Origin of the sequence: Paraburkholderia franconis (genome assembly GCF_009362735.1) — a bacterium.
GTDB lineage: Bacteria > Pseudomonadota > Gammaproteobacteria > Burkholderiales > Burkholderiaceae > Paraburkholderia > Paraburkholderia franconis.
Window position 1 is genome coordinate 58,622 of the sequence record NZ_WHNP01000002.1, and the last position, 20,633, is coordinate 79,254.

At 64.1% G+C, this 20,633-nt stretch carries 22 protein-coding genes and 1 riboswitch; of the genes, 10 read left to right on the plus strand and 12 right to left on the minus strand.

What is annotated here, in order from left to right; translation table 11 throughout:
• Window positions 1-62: 62 nt before the first annotated feature.
• Window positions 63-620 (minus strand): plasmid fertility inhibition factor family protein, encoded by a 558-nt coding sequence (locus tag GCT13_RS02045; RefSeq protein WP_152755124.1) that lies wholly within the window; start codon window positions 618-620, stop codon window positions 63-65.
• 259 nt (window positions 621-879) lie between these two features.
• On the opposite strand from GCT13_RS02045, the gene GCT13_RS02050 reads away from it, so the two are divergent.
• The 3 genes from GCT13_RS02050 to GCT13_RS02060 all read left to right on the plus strand — a co-directional run bounded on the left by GCT13_RS02050 (window position 880) and on the right by GCT13_RS02060 (window position 4,358).
• The gene (locus tag GCT13_RS02050; protein ID WP_407670740.1) at window positions 880-1,776 is read left to right on the plus strand and encodes a crotonase/enoyl-CoA hydratase family protein; all 897 of its coding nucleotides are present in this window, start codon (window positions 880-882) and stop codon (window positions 1,774-1,776) included.
• A 199-nt stretch (window positions 1,777-1,975) separates the two neighbouring features.
• The gene (locus GCT13_RS02055; RefSeq protein WP_152755126.1) at window positions 1,976-3,133 is read left to right on the plus strand and encodes an MFS transporter; all 1,158 of its coding nucleotides are present in this window, start codon (window positions 1,976-1,978) and stop codon (window positions 3,131-3,133) included.
• Between the two features lie 67 nt (window positions 3,134-3,200).
• Window positions 3,201-4,358, plus strand: a complete 1,158-nt coding sequence (locus GCT13_RS02060) for an MFS transporter (protein ID WP_152755127.1) — start codon at window positions 3,201-3,203, stop codon at window positions 4,356-4,358.
• A 96-nt stretch (window positions 4,359-4,454) separates the two neighbouring features.
• On the opposite strand, the gene fahA is transcribed toward GCT13_RS02060, so the two are convergent.
• Window positions 4,455-5,765, minus strand: coding sequence for a fumarylacetoacetase (gene fahA, locus GCT13_RS02065; protein ID WP_152755128.1), 1,311 nt, complete (start codon window positions 5,763-5,765; stop codon window positions 4,455-4,457).
• Complete coding sequence (gene hmgA, locus GCT13_RS02070; RefSeq protein WP_152755129.1) at window positions 5,762-7,084, minus strand: homogentisate 1,2-dioxygenase; 1,323 nt, start codon at window positions 7,082-7,084, stop codon at window positions 5,762-5,764. The genes fahA and hmgA overlap by 4 nt, the downstream gene beginning before the upstream one ends.
• A 236-nt stretch (window positions 7,085-7,320) precedes the next feature.
• Between hmgA and GCT13_RS02075 the strand changes: the two genes are divergently transcribed.
• Window positions 7,321-8,151 carry an EAL domain-containing protein gene (locus GCT13_RS02075; protein WP_152755130.1) on the plus strand — a complete coding sequence of 277 codons (831 nt, stop codon included), beginning with the start codon at window positions 7,321-7,323 and terminating at the stop codon, window positions 8,149-8,151.
• Between the two features lie 31 nt (window positions 8,152-8,182).
• Here the strand turns inward: GCT13_RS02075 and GCT13_RS02080 are convergent, their stop codons facing one another.
• A complete protein-coding gene (locus GCT13_RS02080; protein WP_152755131.1) occupies window positions 8,183-8,989 on the minus strand; it encodes an IclR family transcriptional regulator in 807 nt (268 codons plus the stop codon).
• 117 nt (window positions 8,990-9,106) lie between these two features.
• On the opposite strand from GCT13_RS02080, the gene GCT13_RS02085 reads away from it, so the two are divergent.
• On the plus strand, window positions 9,107-10,297 hold the full coding sequence (locus GCT13_RS02085) for an acyl-CoA dehydrogenase (protein ID WP_152755132.1): 1,191 nt from the start codon (window positions 9,107-9,109) through the stop codon (window positions 10,295-10,297).
• Between the two features lie 103 nt (window positions 10,298-10,400).
• Here the strand turns inward: GCT13_RS02085 and GCT13_RS02090 are convergent, their stop codons facing one another.
• Complete coding sequence (locus tag GCT13_RS02090) at window positions 10,401-11,039, minus strand: peroxiredoxin (protein WP_152755133.1); 639 nt, start codon at window positions 11,037-11,039, stop codon at window positions 10,401-10,403.
• A gap of 385 nt (window positions 11,040-11,424) precedes the next feature.
• Between GCT13_RS02090 and GCT13_RS02095 the strand changes: the two genes are divergently transcribed.
• From GCT13_RS02095 to GCT13_RS02105, 3 genes are all read left to right on the plus strand, one after another.
• Entirely contained in the window at window positions 11,425-11,727 is a 303-nt protein-coding gene (locus GCT13_RS02095; protein WP_007584918.1) for a DUF883 family protein, read from the plus strand.
• Between the two features lie 123 nt (window positions 11,728-11,850).
• A complete protein-coding gene (locus tag GCT13_RS02100) occupies window positions 11,851-12,234 on the plus strand; it encodes a phage holin family protein (RefSeq protein ID WP_152755134.1) in 384 nt (127 codons plus the stop codon).
• A 78-nt stretch (window positions 12,235-12,312) separates the two neighbouring features.
• The gene (locus GCT13_RS02105; protein WP_152755135.1) at window positions 12,313-12,789 is read left to right on the plus strand and encodes a DUF3318 domain-containing protein; all 477 of its coding nucleotides are present in this window, start codon (window positions 12,313-12,315) and stop codon (window positions 12,787-12,789) included.
• Window positions 12,790-12,816: 27 nt separating this feature from the next.
• On the opposite strand, the gene GCT13_RS02110 is transcribed toward GCT13_RS02105, so the two are convergent.
• The 7 genes from GCT13_RS02110 to glyA form a co-directional block, all read right to left on the minus strand.
• Window positions 12,817-13,248 carry a type IV pilin protein gene (locus GCT13_RS02110; RefSeq protein WP_152755136.1) on the minus strand — a complete coding sequence of 144 codons (432 nt, stop codon included), beginning with the start codon at window positions 13,246-13,248 and terminating at the stop codon, window positions 12,817-12,819.
• A 40-nt stretch (window positions 13,249-13,288) separates the two neighbouring features.
• Window positions 13,289-13,822 carry a pilus assembly PilX family protein gene (locus GCT13_RS02115; protein WP_321574147.1) on the minus strand — a complete coding sequence of 178 codons (534 nt, stop codon included), beginning with the start codon at window positions 13,820-13,822 and terminating at the stop codon, window positions 13,289-13,291.
• A complete protein-coding gene (locus GCT13_RS02120) occupies window positions 13,819-14,577 on the minus strand; it encodes a PilW family protein (protein WP_227746703.1) in 759 nt (252 codons plus the stop codon). Before GCT13_RS02120 ends, GCT13_RS02115 begins: the two co-directional genes overlap by 4 nt.
• 80 nt (window positions 14,578-14,657) lie before the next feature.
• The gene (locus GCT13_RS02125; RefSeq protein ID WP_152755137.1) at window positions 14,658-15,095 is read right to left on the minus strand and encodes a type IV pilus modification PilV family protein; all 438 of its coding nucleotides are present in this window, start codon (window positions 15,093-15,095) and stop codon (window positions 14,658-14,660) included.
• Window positions 15,092-15,652, minus strand: coding sequence for a GspH/FimT family pseudopilin (locus GCT13_RS02130; RefSeq protein ID WP_152755138.1), 561 nt, complete (start codon window positions 15,650-15,652; stop codon window positions 15,092-15,094). The genes GCT13_RS02125 and GCT13_RS02130 overlap by 4 nt, the downstream gene beginning before the upstream one ends.
• Window positions 15,653-15,824: 172 nt before the next feature.
• A complete protein-coding gene (nrdR, locus tag GCT13_RS02135; RefSeq protein WP_152755139.1) occupies window positions 15,825-16,316 on the minus strand; it encodes a transcriptional regulator NrdR in 492 nt (163 codons plus the stop codon).
• A 6-nt stretch (window positions 16,317-16,322) separates the two neighbouring features.
• The gene (glyA, locus tag GCT13_RS02140; protein ID WP_152755140.1) at window positions 16,323-17,570 is read right to left on the minus strand and encodes a serine hydroxymethyltransferase; all 1,248 of its coding nucleotides are present in this window, start codon (window positions 17,568-17,570) and stop codon (window positions 16,323-16,325) included.
• A gap of 184 nt (window positions 17,571-17,754) precedes the next feature.
• Window positions 17,755-17,869, minus strand: a riboswitch (ZMP/ZTP riboswitch).
• Window positions 17,870-18,059: 190 nt separating this feature from the next.
• Between glyA and ydfG the strand changes: the two genes are divergently transcribed.
• Together ydfG and iscB are read left to right on the plus strand one after the other, a co-directional pair.
• Window positions 18,060-18,806: a bifunctional NADP-dependent 3-hydroxy acid dehydrogenase/3-hydroxypropionate dehydrogenase YdfG gene (ydfG, locus tag GCT13_RS02150; protein WP_152755355.1), complete on the plus strand. Its 747-nt coding sequence runs from the start codon at window positions 18,060-18,062 to the stop codon at window positions 18,804-18,806.
• Window positions 18,807-19,234: 428 nt separating this feature from the next.
• Window positions 19,235-20,614 carry an RNA-guided endonuclease IscB gene (gene iscB, locus GCT13_RS02155; RefSeq protein ID WP_152755141.1) on the plus strand — a complete coding sequence of 460 codons (1,380 nt, stop codon included), beginning with the start codon at window positions 19,235-19,237 and terminating at the stop codon, window positions 20,612-20,614.
• The last annotated feature ends 19 nt before the right edge of the window (window positions 20,615-20,633 follow it).

Genomic DNA, 20,633 nt, shown 5'->3' on the forward strand with positions numbered 1-20,633 from the left:
GCATCGTCGCGCTGGCCATTTCACTTATGCGGATTCGATCGCACGTACCGGACGTGCATCGTTCAGGTTCGCGGCAGCACGTCCGCGCCCGCGGAACCGGGACGCAGCGCGGTGCGTGCGTCGTCGGGCGCGCCGCAGTATTGGCGCAGCAGCGCCGCTTCGCGCTCGTGCACTTCGACAGGAAACCACACGGCGCCCGCCGCCAGCATGTAGCGCGCGCGATGCTGCCCGTTGCGAAACGCGACCACGCCTTCGTGTTCCAGCCTGAGCCAGCCGAGCAGCCCCGGCGCGCAGCGCGTCCTGATCGTCACGTAGGGCATCTGCGGAATGCGCGCATTGGACGGATCGAGAAATTCGCGGATGCCGCGCACCTTGCCCTGGTGCCATTCGTTCACGGGACGCAGCACGTAATCGGTGTCGTCGCGATCAGCGCACGCGATCAGCTTGCGCGCATCGACGAGCACGACCTGATGACGCGTGCCATCCGCCGTGAAGACGCGCTTCAGCCGCACATGACTGTAGGGTGGATGATCGAGCAGCGGAACGATCCATACCGGCTCGCTGCCGGATGGCGATGATGCAGGCGAAGACTTCGTCGGTAATTCCATCAGTGAGGACATAGGGCGTACTCCATGCGCCGGTGCGTGCGCGCGCCCTGGCAGTTCAAAAAGCGCCTAAGCTACGAGTCGATTGTTAAAAGCACGTGACTGGCTTGCGAGCGATTCGCGCTGTATCGCCGCCGCTTCTCCACGCTTCGTTGCGCGGGCTCCAGCTTCCGGTTTAGCGGATGTTTTGCGCGGTTCTTTAGGGTGTCGCCGCGCATTCGCGCGCTTTTCATTCCAGTCTAGATCCTCAGCGAACACTCCAGCGGAGAGAATGATGGCTATCCAACAGTTCGGCGAGCACGTGCGAATTGAAACCGCACAAAAAACCCCAACTGCACAGAACCAGCAATCTGCGGACCCGCTGGACGCCGTCGCGACGATCGTCATCGACCGCCCTGCACGCCGCAATGCCGTCGACCGTCCGACGGCCGATGCGCTTTCCGCAGCGTTGCGCCACTTCGAAGCAAACGATGCGTGGCGCGTCGCCGTGTTGACGGGCGCGGGCGGCACCTTTTGCGCGGGAGCGGACCTCACTGCACTACAAGACGATGCACGACGCAACGAATTGCACGCCGACGGCAGCGGTCCCGGTCCGATGGGACCGACGCGCATGATGTTCACGAAGCCCGTCATCGCGGCGATCGCGGGTCATGCGGTGGCGGGCGGCCTGGAACTGGCGGCGATGTGCGATCTGCGCGTCGTCGAAGCGGATGCGGTGCTGGGTGTGTTCTGCCGACGCGTCGGCATTCCGCTTATCGATGGCGGGACGATTCGCCTGCCGCGTCTGATCGGCCAGTCGCGTGCGCTCGATCTGATCCTGACGGGCCGCGCCATCGGCGCCGACGAAGCGCTCGCGTTCGGTCTTGCGAATCGCGTCGTGCCGAAGGGCGCCGCGCGCGCCGCCGCCGAGCAACTGGCCGCCGAGCTCGCCGCGTTCCCGCAGGCAGCGCTGCTCGCCGATCGCCGGTCCGTCTACGAAAATGCGTCGCTCGAAGATCTGCCCGAAGCGTTGCGCCGCGAAGGCGCGGGCGGCTATCAGGCTGTGTTCGCCGAGGGCATCGCGGGCGCGGCGGCGTTCGCAGCGGGAGCGGGTCGTCATGGGAGTGCGATCCGCGATGTGTCCGGCGATGTGCCCAATACCGCGGCTGACAAAAAAAGCCCCTTGAAATAAGGGTTTTTCTCGGCGCAATCACATCGCAATCGACGAAATACAACAGTGCGTCAAGCTGTCAGCACGGTTAAATTGGCTTAGGTACAATCCCCTAGAGATTTACCCTTGCTGACGCCTGCGCACTCGTCCCGAAAGCGCGCGACGGCAACGCGAACGGCGTCCCTGCCCGCCGGCGCGCCCCTCCCGTGAAAGCACCAACATGCCCTTGCCCCTGCTTGCGCTTGCCGTTGCCGCGTTTGGTATCGGTACCACCGAGTTCGTCATCATGGGGCTGCTGCCCGATGTCGCGCGCGATCTGAGCGTGTCGATTCCGGCTGCGGGCATGCTGGTGTCCGCGTATGCGCTGGGCGTGACGATCGGTGCGCCGATCGTCGCGATTGCGGTGGCCAACATGCCGCGCAAGAAAGCGCTGATGAGCCTGATCGGCATCTTCATCGTCGGCAATCTGCTGTGCGCGATCGCGCCGGGCTATGCGGTACTGATGGCCGCGCGCATCGTGACGGCGTTCTGTCATGGCGCGTTCTTCGGCATCGGCTCGGTCGTTGCTGCCGGGCTCGTCGCGCCAAACCGCCGCGCACAGGCGATCGCGCTAATGTTCACGGGCCTCACGCTCGCGAACGTGCTGGGCGTGCCGCTCGGCACGGCGCTCGGCCAGGCCGTCGGCTGGCGCGCGACGTTTTGGGCCGTGACGGGCATCGGCGTGATCGCGGCCGTCGCGCTCGCGCTGTGCCTGCCGTCGAAGATCGAGATGCAGAAGGCAAGCCTCGTCCACGAATTCACGGTGCTGAAAAATCCGCAGGTGCTGATGGTGCTGGGCACGAGCGTGCTCGCATCGGCGAGCCTCTTCTCGACCTTCACCTACATCACGCCGATCCTCGAAGACGTGACGGGCTTCACGCCGCATGCCGTGACGATGGTGCTGCTGCTGTTCGGTCTCGGGCTGACGGTCGGCAGCACGCTGGGCGGCAAGCTCGCGGACTGGCGGCCTGTGCAGTCGCTGCTGTCGTTCCTGCTCGCGATCGTCGCGATCCTGTCGATCTTCGCGATCACGATGCACAGTGAAATCCCTGCGATGATCACCGTCTTCGTGTGGGGCGTGCTCGCTTTCGCAATCGTGCCGCCGCTGCAAATGCTGATCGTCGACCGCGCGAGCAGCGCGCCGAATCTCGCGTCGACGCTCAATCAGGGCGCCTTCAACCTCGGCAATGCGACGGGCGCGTGGCTCGGCGGCATGGTGATCGGCGCGGGTGCGCCGCTGACGTCGCTGCCGTGGGTCGGCGTCGCGACGGCGGCCGCGGCTGTTGCGCTGACGTGGTGGTCGGTGTCGCTCGACCGGCGGCTGCCGGTGGCGGGCTGAGCGGCGACGCATATCGAACACCTTCAACCGGTGCGCACGACATGACGGCGTAGTAGCATCTCGCCGGATGAAAGTCGTCCTCTCCCGTGATTTCCTCGCGCTGATCCTGAGCGTGGCCGTGGTCGGCCTCGGCAGCGGCGCGACGCTTCCGCTCACCGCCCTCGCGCTGACGCAGGCGGGCTACGGCACCGACGTCGTCGGCCTGCTGACGGCCGCGCAGGCGGGCGGCGGCCTGCTGGTCGTGCCGATCGCCGGCCGGATCGCCGCGCGCTGCGGCGGCCGCGAGGTGATCATCGGCTCGGTGCTGATCGTCGCCATCGCGACGGCGCTGATGCAGGCAACGCCGAATCCGTTCGCCTGGGGCCTGCTGCGCGTGCTGTGCGGCGCGGTGCTGATGCTGCTCTTCACGATCGGCGAGGCGTGGGTGAACCAGCTCGCCGACGATGCATCGCGCGGGCGCGTCATCGCGATCTACGCGACGAATTTCACGCTGTTCCAGATGGCGGGCCCGGTGCTCGTGAGTCAGATCGCGCGGTTCGACCATTGGCGCTTTGTGATCTGCGGGCTGATCTTTCTGATCGCGCTGCCCGTGCTGTCGATGATCCGCTCGACGCCTCATGCCTCCGTCGAACACGAGCCGCACGGCAGCTGGCGCCGCGTGCTGCCGCAGATGCCCGCGCTCGTGATGGGCACCGGTTTCTTCGCGCTGTTCGACACGATCGCGCTGTCGCTGATGCCGCTCTTCGCGATGGCGCATGGCGTCGCGACCGACGTGGCCGTGCTGTTCGCGTCGGCGCTGCTGCTCGGCGACACGACGATGCAGTTTCCGATCGGCTGGCTCGCCGATCACCTGGGACGCGAGCGCGTGCATATCGGCTGCGCGGTGCTCGTCGTCCTGCTGCTGCCGCTGCTGCCGTGGGCCGTGCAGTCGCCGTGGCTGTGCTGGCCGCTGCTCTATGTGCTCGGCGCAGCGGCGGGCGCGATCTATACGCTGTCGCTCGTCGCGTGCGGCGAACGCTTTCGCGGCGTGGCGCTGGTGTCGGCGAGTTCGCTCGTCGGCGCTTCGTGGAGTATCGCGAGTTTCGGCGGACCGCTGATCGCGGGCGCGTTGATGAAGAGCGTCGGCAACGACGCGCTGATCGGCGTGGTGCTCGCGAGCGCGTTGGCGTTTCTCGCGGCGGCCGTGTGGGAAAAGCGGCGCGGCGTGGTGGGCGCGGCGTCTTGATATCGATGAAGCCGCGCGCACTTCATGCTGCGCGCGGCTTTCTGGACAGGGCTCAGATCCGCGAACGATACGCCGACCTGAGCGGTGTGACAGACATCACTGACGCGCCGGCAAAATCTCGCCGACACATGTGCCGAAGCCCACGCGATACCCATCGCCCTGACACCATCCCGCGAGCGTCAGCATGTCGCCGTCTTCGATGAACGCGCGTGTACCGCCTTCTTTCAGTTGCAGCGGCTTTTTGCCGTTCCACGTGAGTTCGAGGAGGCTGCCGAACGAATCGTCGGTCGGCCCGCTGATCGTGCCCGAGCCCATCAGATCGCCGACGCGCGTGTTGCAGCCCGACACCGTGTGATGCGCGAGCTGCTGCGCCATCGTCCAGTACATGTGACGGAAGTTCGTGCGCGCAATCGTCGTCGCTTCTTTCGCGCCTTGCGGCTTCAACAGCACTTCGAGCGAAATGTCGAACGCGTGCTCGCCGCCGTGGCGCAGATAGTCGAGCGGCTGCGGGTCCTGCGCGGGCTGCGCGATGCGGAACGGTTCGAGCGCGTCGAGCGTGACGATCCACGGCGAGATCGTGGTGGCGAACGTCTTCGCGTTGAACGGCCCGAGCGGCACGTATTCCCATTGCTGGATGTCGCGCGCGCTCCAGTCGTTGAGCAGCACCATGCCGAAGATGTGCTCTTCCGCTTGCGCGCATGGAATCGGCTCGCCCAATGCATTGCCGTGTCCGACGATGAAGCCCGTTTCCAGTTCGATATCGAGCTTGCGGCACGCGCCGAAGACCGGCCGCTCCTGATCCGGCAGCTTCAGCTGGCCATTCGGACGGCGCACGGGCGTGCCGCTCACCACCACCGATGACGCGCGTCCGTTGTACCCGATCGGAATCTCCGACCAGTTCGGCAACAGCGCATTCTTCGGATCGCGGAACATCGAGCCGACGTTCGTCGCATGTTCCTTCGACGAATAGAAATCCGTGTAGCCCGGAATCTGCACGGGCAGATGCAGCGTCGCGTCGGCCTGGCGGATCAGCGCGCGGCTCTTCAGCTCGGCGTCGTCGCGCAGCGCCGGGTTATCGCGCGAGAGCAGCTTGCTCAGCTGGATGCGCACGCTGCGCCACACATCGCGACCAAGCGCGATGAAATCGTTCAACGCGTCGCGCACGAATACGCTGTCGCTGGCACTCGACGAAGGCACCGTCAGCAGGCCCGCACTTTCGAGCGCGGCCAGGTCGACGATGCAATCGCCGATCGCGACGCCCGCGCGACGCGTCGAGTTCAGTCCATCGCTGAAAATGCCGAACGGCAGGTTCTGAATCGGGAAGTCGCAGGCCGGCGCGTTCGCCGATTCGACCCAACTCTTGCGCGACGCATCGAGCGTCGCCTGAAGATCGCTCAATGCGTTCATCGTTGCTCCGGGTTGAAGTGTTTCTTGAGACCTTGCCAGCACTCGAAGTAATGCGCCTGAAGCTGCGCGGTTTCGAGCGCGAAACGCGTCGGCTTGATCAGCGTGCGCGTTTCGAACATGAAGGCCATCGTGTTGTCGACCTTGTTCGGCTTCGACGTATCGATGTTCGATGCCTTCTCGAACGTTTCGGCATCCGGGCCGTGGCCCGACATGCAGTTGTGCAGGCTCGCGCCGCCCGGCACGAAGCCTTCTGCTTTCGCGTCGTACGCGCCGTGCACGAGGCCCATGAACTCGCTCGCGACATTGCGGTGGAACCACGGCGGACGGAACGTATCTTCGGCAGCGAGCCAGCGCGGCGGGAAGATCACGAAGTCGATCGTGTCGACGCCCGGCGTGTCGCTTTGCGACTGCAGCACGAGAAAGATCGACGGGTCCGGGTGGTCGTAGCTGATCGAGCCGATCGTGTTGAAGTGGCGCAGATCGTATTTGTACGGCGCATAGTTGCCGTGCCAAGCGACCACGTCGAGCGGCGAATGGCCGATGTCCGCGCGCCACAGATGGCCGTTCATCTTCGCGACAAGTTCGAAGTCGCCTTCGCGGTCTTCGTAGGCCGCGTGCGGCGTGAGGAAGTCGCGCGGATTCGCGAGACCGTTCGAGCCGATCGGCCCGAGGTCCGGCAGACGCAGCTGCGCGCCGAAGTTCTCGCAGATATAGCCGCTCGCACGGCCGTCCGGCAACGCCACCGAAAAACGCACGCCGCGCGGAATCACCGCGATCTCGAACGGCTCGACGTCGAGCTTGCCCAGTTCCGTGAAGATCGACAGACGCCCGGACTGCGGCACGATCAGCAGTTCGCCGTCCGCGTTGTAGAAAAAGCGGTCCTGCATCGACTGGTTCGCCGCGTACACGTGAATCGCGCAGCCGCTCATCGCTTCCGCGGAACCGTTGCCCGCCATCGTCACCCAACCGTCGATGAAATCGGTCGGCTCCGTCGGCATCGGCAGCGGGTCCCAGCGCAGCTGGTTGGGCGGCGTCGGCGGGACGTCGGCGAAATTCGCGACCAGCCGGTGCGACGGCAGCGCCGTGAACGGCTGATGCACAGCCGCCGGCCGGATGCGATACAGCCAAGAACGGCGGTTGTGGCCGCGCGGCGCCGTGAACGCCGTGCCCGACAGCTGCTCCGCGTACAAGCCGTACGGCGCGCGCTGCGGCGAATTGCGGCCTTGCGGCAGCGCGCCGGGCAAAGCCTCGGTGGCGAACTCGTTAGCGAAGCCGGACTGGTAGCCCGGCTGGATTTCGCGTCGTGTAGTCGATTCCATGCAGTGATCTCCGTAAATGCCCGGCCGCGCGCTCGCTCGCAGCGCCGCCTACATTTTACGAATAGTAAAACAGATTATGATTAGTGAAATTAACGTAAACCCTCGGTTCGACCACGATCACTACACGGATGGCGAAATCCATATCAGTATTTGGTGCATGAAGGAGCGGCGGCCGCTGCTACCATCGAATCACGCCGCATCGACCGCCCCCGAGATTCGCTCCCCCGAACGCATTCATGATCCCCCTGACCATCCCCCAACTCGTCGACCGCGCCTCCACTCACCCGTTTCTCGGCGAGCATCTGAGAATGGGCACGGGGAGTCGCGCCGACGAGGCGGTCGCGAGGTTCGGCAACGTGGAAATCGGCAGCAGCTATGAGCCGATCTTCGACATCACGGTGCATGCGCTCGCGCAGTCGCTGTCGTCGGCGCCCGAGAGCGCGGACCGTTTCGGCGACGAGCTCGGCGTTCAGGCAATCACGCAGCAGGTGGACGGCACGGAGTCCGACACGTTCGATCCGTTCGAGCACGTCGCCGACGATCAGCAACTCGTCGCGCTGGACCGGATGTCACGCGCAATGCACGCGATCAATTTCTTCGGACCGCAGCGCCATGGCCTGCTGTTTCTGCGCGTGCACGAGCGGCTGCTGAAAAGCGTGCGCTACGACCACGGCCGACATTTCTCGGCCGTACTGATGTCGTTTGGGTTGAATCCGTCGCGCATCGTGATCGAGTTGCCGCCGGCGGCCGTCGCGCATCGGACATTTCTTGGCTATCTGACCAAGAGCTATCAGCACTATGGATTCAAGGTGGCCGGCAATCTGCCGAACGCGGGGCAGATCCTGTCCGTGTCGGACATGGCGAGACTGGACTTCATCAAGATGGATGCAGCTTCGGCATTGCGCGATTCGATGGTGAAGCCACTGGTCGGCTATGCGAACCGGCTGAGAATTCCGCTGATCTTCAATCGCGTGACGACCGAAGCGCAGTTCGATCTCTTGCAGCAATACGACGTGCGGTTCGTGCAGGGACCGCTATTCGTCGTGCATGAGAATCGGCTGGTTTGAGGTTGTCGGATTCGCGCGCTGTACGTGGTATTCAGGCGCTGTCGCCCAGTCGCCGCGCAAGCGACTTCAGACGCGGCGCGACCCTTTCCCGAAACACGCTCTCTCCCATCGACGACGCCGGGCCGCTACAGCTCAGCACCAGCAGCCGACCGTCGCGCGGGTCCCTGAACGGCACCGCGACGGCGTTCACGTCGTCGTGCCAGTCGCGAAACGAATAGCAGCAGCCCTCGTCCGCGAACGCATCGATTTCCTTCTGCGCCTGCACGACCTGTTGCGCTCCTTCGTCGCCGGCTGCGCGCTGCAATTCGGCGAGCAGCGCGGCGCGCGCGTCGGCGGATTGCACGGCGAGGTATGCGCGGCCCATCGAACTCGTCAGCATCGACAGTTTCGAACCCGATGCAAGGCCGAGCGTCAGCGCCGTTTCGCTGCGGATCGTCTCCAGATAGATCATGTCCAGACCGTCGCGGCAGCCGAGCGACACCGCCGCCCCGACCTCGCGCGCGAAGTCGCGCATATGCGGGCGGGCGAGCTCGAGCGTGTCGGTGCCCGACAGCAGCGCGAAGCCGAGCGACAGCACGCCCGCGTCCAGCGCGTATTTGCCGAGCGCCTCGTCGAAGCGCAGATAGCCGAGCGTCGTCAGCGTGTATGCGAGCCGGTTGACGGTCGCCTTCGGCAAGCCCGTGCGCTCGACGAAGTCGCGGTTGCCGAGCAGCGTCTCGCCGGGTCGGAACGCGCGCAGCAGATCGAGCCCGCGCGCAAGCGCGACCACGAACTTGCGTTCGTCGACCGAATCGGAAACGCGCGCCGATAGCAATGAGGTGGATGCAGGTTTCGACATCGGATGCTAAACTCAATCGTCGTTTGCAAAACATTGTTTCGCACAGCGGAACTCAAGTCAAGCATGGAACAGGAGTAAGCGCAAAAACGCCAGCTCCCGTCGAAAAGGAGATATGTCATGGCAGCCGCCGCGCAGTTTCACTGGGAAGATCCGCTGCTTCTCGACCAGCAGCTCACGGAAGAAGAACGCATGGTGCGCGACGCCGCGCAGGCCTATGCGCAGGACAAGCTCGCGCCGCGCGTGCTCGAAGCGTTCCGCCACGAAAAAACGGACGTCGCGATCTTCCGCGAGATGGGCGAACTGGGCCTGCTCGGCCCGACCATTCCCGAGCAGTACGGCGGCCCCGGCCTCAATTATGTGAGCTACGGGCTGATCGCGCGCGAGGTGGAACGCATCGATTCGGGCTACCGGTCGATGATGTCGGTGCAGTCGTCGCTCGTGATGGTGCCGATCTTCGAATTCGGCTCCAACGCACAGAAGGACAAATATCTGCCGAAGCTCGCGGCGGGCGAGTGGATCGGCTGCTTTGGCCTGACCGAGCCGAATCATGGCTCCGATCCGGGCAGCATGGTCACGCGCGCAAAGAAAGTCGATGGCGGCTACTCGCTGTCCGGTTCGAAGATGTGGATCACGAATTCGCCGATTGCAGACGTGTTTGTCGTCTGGGCACAGCTCCAAACGGATGGCAAGGATGAGATTCGCGGCTTCATCCTTGAGAAAGGTTGGAAAGGCCTAAGCGCGCCGGCGATCCACGGTAAGGTTGGCTTGCGCGCGTCGATCACCGGCGAAATTGTGCTCGACGATGTGTTCGTGCCTGAGGAGAATCTGATGCCGGGCGTGAAGGGTCTGCGTGGACCGTTCACCTGTCTGAACTCGGCGCGTTATGGCATCGCGTGGGGCGCGCTCGGCGCGGCCGAAGCATGCTGGCATACGGCCCGTCAGTACACGCTCGATCGCAAGCAGTTCGGCCGGCCGCTCGCCGCCAATCAACTGATCCAGAAGAAGCTCGCGGACATGCAAACCGAAATCACTCTCGGCTTGCAAGGCGTGCTGCGTCTTGGCCGGATGAAGGACGAAGGCACGGCAGCCGTCGAGATCACGTCGATCATGAAGCGCAATTCATGCGGCAAGTCGCTCGACATCGCGCGTATGGCGCGCGACATGCTGGGTGGCAACGGCATCTCGGATGAGTTCGGTGTCGCGCGGCACCTGGTGAATCTCGAAGTCGTGAACACGTATGAAGGCACGCACGATATTCACGCGCTGATTCTCGGACGCGCACAGACGGGCATTCAGGCGTTCTTCTGACGCTCGTCGATTCACAAAGAATCCATAGGACGTCTGTAAGCGAAAAGCCCGCGTTCGCCATGAACGCGGGCTTTTCTGTTTTAGTCCGAGTGAGAACCGAGGCTTACTTGTTCGGCTGCGGCGTCATGCGCAGATAAGGACGCAGCGCCTTGTAGCCCTTCGGGAACTTGCGCCTGATCTCTTCCTCATCCTTGAGCGACGGCACGATCACGACATCATCGCCATGCTTCCAGTTGCCCGGCGTCGCGACCTGATAGTTGTCCGTCAGTTGCAGCGAGTCGATCACGCGCAGCACTTCGTCGAAATTGCGGCCCGTGCTGGCGGGGTACGTGATGATCAGGCGCACCTTCTTCTTCGGGTCGATGATGAAGAGCGAGCGCACGGTCAGCGTTTCGTTCGCGTTCGGATGAATCATGTCGTACAGCTGCGAGACCTTGCGGTCGCCGTCGGCGAGAATCGGGAACCCGACGCTTGCGGCCTGAGTCTCGTTGATGTCCTTGATCCACTCGTTGTGCGACTCCTTGCTGTCGACGGACAACGCGATCGTCTTTACGTTGCGCTTGTCGAATTCGCTTGCAAGCTTCGCGGTCAGTCCGAGTTCCGTCGTGCAGACGGGCGTGAAATCCGCCGGGTGCGAAAACAGGACGCCCCAGCTGTCACCCAGCCATTCGTGGAACCTGATGCGGCCGATGCTCGACTCCTGCTCGAAGTCCGGTGCGACATCGCCAAGACGTAGACTCATAGTGCAGCTCCTTGAAGTTGTTCGAATGATCCGCTCGGTCCGGCCGGCCAAGGGTTACAAATTAGAGCATACGGGACGAGGACGTGCACCGCTAACGAACATTGACTGCGACGCTTATCTGTTTTTGTAATTTTCTCGCCGATGTACGAAACTTAGCGGGACAGATCAACTCCATCCCCATGATGGTTTGCTCTGCAGACGCATGAGCGTCACCGTTCGAAGCGGCAATGTGACACGCCCGCGTCGTCCAGGAACGCTTAATGCGGGCGCGTTCGGAACCTGCGCGCGACGATGCGCTTAACCGGATGGCGCGCGGCTCGTTGGCTCGCCAGCGGCCGTTTCTTTGGTTACGATTCACGCGTAGCGTGCACGAAGGGAGCAGTCAATGTCGGAAGTCAACAAGGAGAGATTGATGTCGGATATCAAAACCGTACTCGCAGACGCGGAAGATCTGCTGAAGCAGGCCGCGAGCGCCACGGGCGAACGCGCTTCTGAACTTCGCGAGACGGCGCTCTCGCGTCTCAAGCAGGCGAAGGAAAAGGCTGCCGACGTGCAGGTCGTGGTTGTCGAGAAAGGCAAGAAGGCAGCTCGCGCCACCGACGACTATGTCCACGAACATCCGTGGGCATCGATTGGCATCGCAGCCGGCGTTGGCGTGCTGGTGGGCCTGCTGATCAATCGCAAGTAACGCGCGCGACGCGCGCCGGCTGCGCGGTCGAGCGGCCGGCGCGCTTTGCTGACTTGCAGACCGGCGCGCGAGCGGCCGGTCGGCTCCATCTACGCGCATCCTCGCGCGCAACACGCTCAAGCCATGATCGACACACAATCGCACAGCGGGGACCGCGGGCCATTGCGGCGCATCCTCAGTTCGTTCTTTTCGATCCTGCAAACGCGGCTCGAACTGATCGGCATCGAGCTGGCCGAGGAGAAAGACCGGTTGCTGATGGTGCTCTTCATGGGGCTCGCCGCCATGATGCTCGCGACGATGGCGTTGATCGCGCTGACCGCGCTCATCGCCATCGCCTTCTGGGACACCTACCGATGGCAGGCGCTCGCCGGCATCACGATTGTCTATGCGATCGCGGCGATCGTTTTTGCGCTCAAGGCTCGCAGCGGCTTGCGCAATGCGCCGATGATCTTCGAAGCCACGCTCCACGAATTCCAGAAGGACCGCGAGATCTTCCGCAAACACTGAAGGCCGTGCGCTGCCCTTCGCTGTGTATCGACAAAGCCTTCGATTTCGATCAACCGTTCGATCAACCCGCGATCCACCATGAGCCAGGTCCATTCCGATAACGCATTTCGAAGCCACCACCATGCGGGCAAAAACCTGAGCGCGCCCCATCTGCGCGCGCTGCGCAAGGAACTGCTGATCGTGCGAGCGGACGTCGAACGCATGGAACTCGCGCAGGCGACGCTCGATTTGCGCAATGCCGTCACGCATTTCAGCTGGCTCAAGTTCATCGTGCCTGGCTTCGGCGGGATGCCTTGGGGCCGCCGTCGCGGCGTGGCCGGAGGAATCGGCGCGCTGCTCAAGGAATACCCGCTGATCAGTTCGATCGTGTCGCTCGTGCTCGCGAAGCCGATCCGCAACAAAGTGACGGCGACCGCGAAGCCCGCGCTGAAGTGGGGCAGCCTCGCATTGGCGGCATGGGAAGCGTATCGCATCTACAGGCAAGTCAGGCGTGAGGCCGGGAAGCCAGCGGCAACCTCCGCCGGCGCGAAAGACGCCGATATGAACCCGCCCTGACGCGGCTCGTGTCGATCGTTCCATCATCTATCGCGTGCTCCAGCATTGGTCGGCGACTGCGTCCGCCGAGCCACGGTTGGACTTCGTGCCCGTCGCGTCGAGAATGAACGTGCCGCACGCGTCGTCGGCCATCGGTCCGTTCCCGATCGGTTGCGCTTCGAGCGCATAGCCGCCGTTCAGATCGTCGGCGGACAGAATACGCAAGTGATAGATCGCCTTCCCCGCTTGCGGCGCCTGGTCGAAACCCGAGGGCAACGGCGCGCCATCCACGTAAGCGGACGACTCGACAAACTGCGCCGCACGATACAGCGCCGACGCAGCGTCCATCCTGTGCGCCTTTGCGATATGCGCGCGATAGGACGGTATTGCGAAGACGGCGAGCGTCGCCGCGATCGCCATCGCGACCACAAGTTCGAGTAACGAGAAGGCATGCGACTTTTGCTTTATCGCGAGGGCCATGGCTGGTTGTGCGCTCAGGTGACTCATAGGACCCAAAAACTCAAAACGGACGCGCCGCGACGCGACGCCAATGTTTCTCGACCGTGCTGCCGTCGATGACGATCTGCAATTGCAGCCACATCTGCGAATCGACGTTGCGGCCGTAGCCTCGCGCCGTCACGAGGTACGCCTGCGCGTCGGCACGATTCGTCAGTCGCCATCCTTCGACGAGACATCGCGGCACTCGGAATGACAACGTTGCCGGCCACGACGCGAATGGAGCGATCGCGCTGGACTCGAATGTCGTCTGCGACTTCCAGCCGGCCGGCTCACCGGCCACGCCGGGCATCGCCGGCACGGAACCGCTGATGACGTTGCGGGCGCAGGCCGTCAGCGCTGCATCCGCGGCACGGAACGCGAGCAGATGGTCATACATGCCCGTCGCGTTGCGCGCAGTCGTCACCGATTGCTCGAACCACGCCGCCGTTGTCGCCAGCATCATCGATGCAAGCAGAAGCACAACGGGCAGCACGATCCCCCGGCCATGCGCACGACGACGCACCGTTCTCCATTGCTTCACCTGACTGTCGATCACGCAGCACTCCCTTCGTTGTTTCGAAGCGCGACACGCCGCCAGAACGCGAGCCGCACGCGCGTATCGGGACTGACAGCCGAGACGCCGTCGCAATCGACATAGCGCGTCTGCCCCATCTGCGGCGAGCCGCGAACGAGCACGCACACATCGACGGCAACAACGCTGCTCCATTGCGCCGGCGCAAGCGACGCGGCATCAAGCGCCGACGATGCACCCGTCAGCCAGTACCGCAAGCGCACACGCTCGACGCCTTCGACAAGCGGTTGCGACGAATTCGCCCCCGTGCCCTCGCAGTACAGCTCGGGCTCGCCCGTCGAGCCACTGGTCTTTGCATAGAAACGGTTGACGATGGATACGCCGGGCGCGTCGGCATCCGATTTCGTGACGCCCTGGCCAAGACAATCCGTCGTGAGGTTCGCGGCAGATGGCCATGTCGATACGTTGTCCGCGACGTAGCGCACCGCGATGCCATCCGAATGCGTTGCGAGCGATTCGCAGGACAGGCTGTCGTCGGCGCCCACAGGCCGACCGCCCGAGCAGCCGAACAGACCGGGACGCGTGACGAAAGCGCGCGACATGTCGGCGGAAACGAACCCGGCCATCTGCAACTGCTCGCCGATCAACGACAGCGCTGTCATGCCCGCATCGTGGATCTGTGCTGCATCCGCCGCCCGTGCGAACGCGATTCGTTGCGAGCGATAGAGAGACACGGCGCCCGCTGTCACGATCAGCCCCAAAGCCATCGCGATTGTCATTTCAAGCAGCGTATGGCCGCATGCGCCTGCAAAGCGCGTACGAGGCGGCGTCCGAATATGGTCGGAAGAAACGAGCGGCATCATCGTGAAAACGCCACCACGATGCATTCACGCCCTTGAGGCACATCGATATCGCCGCACGACGCGGGGACATCGATCACGTCTCCCGAACCTGTGGCGTTACGCGACGGAGAAAACTGCGCCGCCCAGGTCGCACGGGCGAACGACAGATCGGCGCCGGAGACGGCCGCATCGCCCTTCGGCAAGATGCTCGCCGCACGCGTATTCCATTGACCGAGTGCAGGAGCGCTCTCACTCGCGAAAGGCGCACGCGCTGCCTCGGCAATTGCATCGGCGATGAGCGCGGCCTGCTCCCGGTACGACGTCGCGCGGCCGTCGCGCGCAATCGACAGTTGCACCGCGATTAGGCCGAGCAAGGTAACAGCCGTGACGGCAACGGCGATCAGCACTTCGATCAGCGTCTGCCCGCGCGGAAAGAACGTTTGCGTGCGCCTCATGTCGTGGCCCCGCATGTGCCATCGACGATTCGCGCGCGCCCGCCTGCAGCGATACGAATGCAGCGCCGCCAGTCCTTGCCCTGTGTCGCCTTCGAAGCCACGCGCGGGCCGACGTCGAAGCCGCGGAAGCTGCCGTTGGCCTGTCCCGCCGGCGGCGTAAACGTGAGGTTCGTGAGCGCGCCGGCGATGCTGACATCCGCCAGATCCGGCTGCACGCGCAACGGATAGAAGCCGCCTGCGCGCTCGATCATCACGGCCCATCCGCACGACCAGTCGACGACGCCCGTCTTGCATGCCTGTCCGACGGCAAGGCAATGGCGCGCCGAATCGACCCGGCACACTGTCACGCGCACGCCGCGCCGCAGTGCCTCGCCGCGCGCGTAACCGAGCGTGGACAGCAGCGCGCGGGCACGTGCGTCGACCTGATCGCGTATGTGCCAGGCCACGAACGAAGGCACGCTCATCGTCGCGACGATCGCAAGCAACCCGATCACGACAAGCGTCTCGAACAGCGTGAACCCGCGACAGACACGCCATGTATGAGCATCACGTTTCATCAGCATTCCTCGATATCCACCAAGAATGCGACGACCCTAACGGCGCGCCACGACGCCCACAATTAGCCGGATGGCCAGGTGGCGGACGCGCGAATCCCTGCACGACAATGCACGTGCATCAGATGGATTCGCGGATGGACTTCAGGGAGAAAAAATGCGGATGCGCGAACAATCAGCGCTTGCGGGGGGGCTTCGCGGGCGTGGCCGGTGCGTTCATCCGGCGAAACTCTTCGATGACGTCTTCGAATTCCGAAACGTCTTCGAAGCGCCGGTAGACGGATGCAAAGCGCACGTAAGCAATGGTGTCGAGCGCACGCAACTCGTTCATCACGAGCTCGCCCAGACGCTCGCTGCGCACTTCGCGCTCACCACTGCCGAGCAGCTGATACTCGATGCGCGACGCGGCGGCGTCCACCGCATCGGCCGCAACGGGACGCTTGCGCAGCGCCAGTTGCATGCTCGCGACGATCTTGCGGCGATCGAACTCCGTGCGGCTGCCGTCCTTCTTTACGACGGCGGGCAACGCCAGCTCAACCCGCTCGTACGTCGTGAAACGCTTGTCGCAGGCCGGGCAGCGGCGGCGCCGCCGGATCGCGGCGCCGTCCTCCGATACGCGCGAGTCGACGACCTGCGTATCATCATGCCGGCAGAAGGGGCAGCGCATGGCAGCTTAACGGTAGACCGGGAAACGTTGCGTCAGCTCGGCGACCTGTGCGCGCACGCGTTCGATCGTGGCCGTGTCTTCGGGATTGTCCAGCACGTCGGCGATCAGGTTGCCGACCTGCTCGGCTTCCTTCGTGCCGAAGCCGCGCGTCGTCATTGCCGGCGAACCAAGACGGATGCCGCTCGTCACGAACGGCTTTTCCGGGTCGTTCGGAATCGCATTCTTGTTCACCGTGATGTGCGCCGCGCCCAGTGCCGCTTCCGCTGCCTTGCCCGTGATCTTCTTTGCGCGCAGATCGACCAGCATCACATGGCTTTCCGTGCGACCCGACACGATGCGCAGACCGCGCTTGACGAGCGTTTCGGCGAGCACGCGTGCGTTCTCCACCACGCGCTGCTGGTATTCCTTGAACTCGGGCGACAGCGCTTCCTTGAACGCGACCGCCTTGCCCGCGATCACGTGCATCAGCGGTCCGCCCTGAATGCCCGGGAAGATTGCCGAGTTGATCTGCTTCTCGTACTCGGCCTTCATCAGGATCACGCCGCCGCGCGGACCGCGCAGGCTCTTGTGCGTGGTCGTCGTGACGAAGTCGGCGAACGGCACGGGGTTCGGGTACACGCCCGCCGCGATCAGGCCGGCGTAGTGCGCCATGTCGACCATCAGATACGCGCCGACCGACTTCGCGATCTTCGACAGACGCTCGAAATCGATGCGCAGCGCGAACGCCGATGCGCCCGCGATGATGAGCTTCGGCTTGTGCTCCTGTGCGAGCTTTTCGGCTGCGTCGTAGTCGATGTCTTCGGCTTCGTTCAGGCCGTAGCTGACGACGTTGAACCACTTGCCCGACATGTTGACGGGCGAGCCGTGCGTCAGGTGGCCGCCGTGCGCGAGGCTCATGCCCATGATCGTGTCGCCCGGCTTGAGCATCGCGAAGAACACGCCCTGGTTCGCCTGCGAACCCGAGTTCGGCTGGACGTTCGCGGCTTCCGCGCCGAACAGCTGCTTCACGCGGTCGATCGCCAGCTGCTCGACGACGTCGACGTGCTCGCAACCGCCGTAGTAGCGCTTGCCCGGATAGCCTTCCGCGTACTTGTTCGTGAGCTGCGAGCCTTGCGCGGCCATCACGGCCGGGCTCGTGTAGTTTTCCGACGCGATCAGTTCGATGTGCTCTTCCTGACGGTGGTTCTCGTCCTGGATTGCCTTCCAGATTTCGGGGTCGACGTTGGCGATGGTGCTTTGGGCTCTGTCAAACATGCTGGTTCCGTTAAGTGTGTTCAGGTTGACCGGATCGAGCGCAGGTCGTGTGCCGGGAGCGTAGTGGGTACGCAGCACTGCTGGCCGCTGCTGATGATGGGAGCCTTGACGTGGCGTGTGAAGGAGGTGCCGCACACGCGAGGCAGGACAACCACCGGCAACGCAAACGACGGCGCGCTCGAAACATGGCTGCCCAGGCGAACGGCAAAACGGCACCCTGCGCTTCACGGTGGGATGCTCCACCTTGAACCCGTCAGGCTTGACAGCGTCGGGTTCTATCGCCAGTCACGCAGGGGTGAGCGCGTTAGTTTATTGGAACCAGGGGGAATAGGCAACCGAACGGACAAGCGCGCCACGCCCGCAGCCAGAAGCTCCGCAGCGCCGCTTGGCCTGCCGCCCGGACGTGCCTTCGCGCGGCGGGGTCATTCTTGCCGCAGCGCGCCATTGGAAGTAGGCTTGTGGCCTTTCTCCACCGACCAGGGAACAGCAATGATCGTGTTCGTCACCGGGGCGTCCGCTGGGTTCGGCGCCGCTATCGCCCGCGCTTTTGTCAAAGGCGGCCACCGCGTCGTCGCCACCGCGCGCCGCAAGGACCGTCTGCAGGCGCTCGCGGACGAACTCGGCGAGAACCTGCTGCCGTTCGAACTCGACGTGCGCGACCGCGCGGCCGTCGAGGCGGCGCCCTCCACCCTCCCCGCCGACTTCGCCGCCGTCGACGTGCTCGTCAACAACGCCGGCCTCGCACTCGGCCTCGAACCGGCCCAGCGCGCGCTGCTTGACGACTGGACGACGATGATCGAGACCAACTGCATGGGCCTCGTGCAGGTCACGCGCGCATTCTTGCCCGGCATGATCGAGCGCAATCGCGGGCATGTGTTCAATCTCGGATCTGCGGCGGGCTCGTGGCCGTATCCGGGCGGCAACGTGTACGGCGCGACCAAGGCGTTCGTGCGCCAGTTCAGCCTGAACCTGCGCGCCGACCTCACGGGCACGCCGATTCGCGTGACGGACATCGAGCCGGGCCTGTGCGGCGGCACCGAGTTTTCGAACGTGCGTTTTCGCGGCGACGACGCAAAGGCAGCAGGTATGTACCAGAACGTGCAGCCCCTCACGCCCGAAGATATTGCCGATTCGATCTACTGGGTCGCGACGCGACCCGCGCACGTGAACATCAATTCGATCGAGTTGATGCCTATCGCGCAATCGTTCGCCCCCCTGAGCGTTCATCGCGGCTGAGCGTCGCCGCGACGTCACATCGAACGGACACAATCGGGTGCGGCCGCGCAATGCGCAATTCATATGCCTAAAAATGCGGCGGTCTTCTGCGTTCCGGTAAAATGCGCGGCTGTCAATCACCCCAGCCTGAAGGCCGAGGCTTGAGGAGGAGCATCTCTTGAGTCTGAGATTGACCAGACCCAGCGCGGTGACGCGCTACGTTGTGCAGAAGGCAGCAGACCCACCGTCGAATCCTTCCTCAGTTCGACGCTCTGGAAGTCGCAGCAGCAGACAAGCCCCGGGTAGGTACGAAACGGGCTGCGACGGGTGAGCTACCTCACCACCTGCTGCACAACATGGTCGAGGGGAGCGGAGCCACACGGCTCCCGTCACAAGGCCCGTAAGGGCTGGCAGCCGGAAAGACGGCATGGATTAAAAAAGGAGCTGTTTTGGCGGTTTTCGTTCTGGATAAGACAGGCAAGGCGTTGATGCCGTGCACCGAGAAGCGGGCGAGGCTGTTGCTCGCGCGCGGCCGGGCGCGCGTGCATCGTGTCATGCCCTTCGTTATCCGGCTCGTGGACCGCACCGCAGCTGCGAGCAACCTTCAGCCCCTTCGCATCAAGCTCGACCCGGGCAGCAAGACTACCGGAGGGGCACTGGTGCGTGACACCGATGTGCTCGACCCCTCCACAGGCGAGATGCAGCGCGGGGCCGCGGTTCTCAACCTGTTCGAGCTGGTCCATCGCGGCCGGCAAATCAGCGCGGCGCTCACCGCGCGCCGCGCGATGCGCCGCCGGCGCCGTGGCAACCTGCGCTATCGGGCGCCACGATTCCTGAATCGCACCCGTACGGAGGGATGGCTGCCGCCCTCGCTGCAGCACCGGGTCGACACCATCATGGCCTGGGTTCGGCGCATTTCGCGCTGGGCCCCGGTGGCGGCGCTGTCCAGCGAGCTGGTCCGCTTCGACATGCAGGCCCTCGACTACCCAGACATCGAAGGTGCCGAGTACCAGCAGGGCACGCTGGCGGGCTACGAAGTGCGCGAGTACCTGCTCGAGAAGTGGGGTCGCGTGTGTGCCTACTGCGACACGACTAACATGCCGCTGCAGGCTGAGCACATCGTGGCACGAGCGAGGGGCGGCTCGAACCGGATTTCCAACCTGACGCTGGGGTGCGCGCCGTGTAATCAGAAAAAGGCAGCCTTGCCCGTTGAAGTCTTCCTGGCGAAGGACCCAAAGCGATTGAGCGCAATCCTGGCGAAGGCGAAGCGCCCGCTCAAGGACGCGGCGGCGGTCAACGCCACCCGCTGGGTACTTGCCAATGCGCTCAAGACAACCGGGATGCCGGTGGAGTTGGCGTCAGGTGGGCAAACAAAGTTCAACCGCACCCGGTTTGCCGTCCTGAAAACGCACGCACTGGACGCAGTTTGCGTCGGCGCGGTCGCGGCGGTGTCGGGCTGGCGCACGCCGACCCTGGTGGTGAAATGTGCGGGCCGGGGCAGTTACCAGCGCACGCGCCTGGACCAATATGGTTTTCCACGCGGGCATCTGACCCGCGAAAAGCGCGTGCACGGTTTCCAGACTGGTGACCTGGTGCGCGCCGAGGTTCCCTCCGGTCAGAAGGCGGGAACGCACATAGGCCGCGTCGCGGTGCGCGCGACGGGCTACTTCAACATTCAGTCGGCTGGCGAGGTGGTGCAAGGCGTTGCGCATCGCCATTGCCAGCTGGTTCAGCGTAGCGACGGTTATGGTTACTCAAGACAGCTTTACCCAAAGGAGACGCAGGAGAAGGCCGTGCTTCGCACGGCGCGCTATCCCTTCCCTGCCTGAAGGCCGGGGTTTCCCGCAC

Coding starts and splice junctions, on each gene's coding strand:
- GCT13_RS02045 (WP_152755124.1), bottom strand. CDS start 620: ATGTCCTCACTGATGGAATTACCGACGAAGTCTTCGCCTGCATCATCG.
- GCT13_RS02050 (WP_407670740.1), top strand. CDS start 880: ATGGCTATCCAACAGTTCGGCGAGCACGTGCGAATTGAAACCGCACAA.
- GCT13_RS02055 (WP_152755126.1), top strand. CDS start 1,976: ATGCCCTTGCCCCTGCTTGCGCTTGCCGTTGCCGCGTTTGGTATCGGT.
- GCT13_RS02060 (WP_152755127.1), top strand. CDS start 3,201: ATGAAAGTCGTCCTCTCCCGTGATTTCCTCGCGCTGATCCTGAGCGTG.
- fahA (WP_152755128.1), bottom strand. CDS start 5,765: ATGAACGCATTGAGCGATCTTCAGGCGACGCTCGATGCGTCGCGCAAG.
- hmgA (WP_152755129.1), bottom strand. CDS start 7,084: ATGGAATCGACTACACGACGCGAAATCCAGCCGGGCTACCAGTCCGGC.
- GCT13_RS02075 (WP_152755130.1), top strand. CDS start 7,321: ATGATCCCCCTGACCATCCCCCAACTCGTCGACCGCGCCTCCACTCAC.
- GCT13_RS02080 (WP_152755131.1), bottom strand. CDS start 8,989: ATGTCGAAACCTGCATCCACCTCATTGCTATCGGCGCGCGTTTCCGAT.
- GCT13_RS02085 (WP_152755132.1), top strand. CDS start 9,107: ATGGCAGCCGCCGCGCAGTTTCACTGGGAAGATCCGCTGCTTCTCGAC.
- GCT13_RS02090 (WP_152755133.1), bottom strand. CDS start 11,039: ATGAGTCTACGTCTTGGCGATGTCGCACCGGACTTCGAGCAGGAGTCG.
- GCT13_RS02095 (WP_007584918.1), top strand. CDS start 11,425: ATGTCGGAAGTCAACAAGGAGAGATTGATGTCGGATATCAAAACCGTA.
- GCT13_RS02100 (WP_152755134.1), top strand. CDS start 11,851: ATGATCGACACACAATCGCACAGCGGGGACCGCGGGCCATTGCGGCGC.
- GCT13_RS02105 (WP_152755135.1), top strand. CDS start 12,313: ATGAGCCAGGTCCATTCCGATAACGCATTTCGAAGCCACCACCATGCG.
- GCT13_RS02110 (WP_152755136.1), bottom strand. CDS start 13,248: ATGGCCCTCGCGATAAAGCAAAAGTCGCATGCCTTCTCGTTACTCGAA.
- GCT13_RS02120 (WP_227746703.1), bottom strand. CDS start 14,577: ATGACAATCGCGATGGCTTTGGGGCTGATCGTGACAGCGGGCGCCGTG.
- GCT13_RS02125 (WP_152755137.1), bottom strand. CDS start 15,095: ATGAGGCGCACGCAAACGTTCTTTCCGCGCGGGCAGACGCTGATCGAA.
- GCT13_RS02130 (WP_152755138.1), bottom strand. CDS start 15,652: ATGAAACGTGATGCTCATACATGGCGTGTCTGTCGCGGGTTCACGCTG.
- nrdR (WP_152755139.1), bottom strand. CDS start 16,316: ATGCGCTGCCCCTTCTGCCGGCATGATGATACGCAGGTCGTCGACTCG.
- glyA (WP_152755140.1), bottom strand. CDS start 17,570: ATGTTTGACAGAGCCCAAAGCACCATCGCCAACGTCGACCCCGAAATC.
- ydfG (WP_152755355.1), top strand. CDS start 18,060: ATGATCGTGTTCGTCACCGGGGCGTCCGCTGGGTTCGGCGCCGCTATC.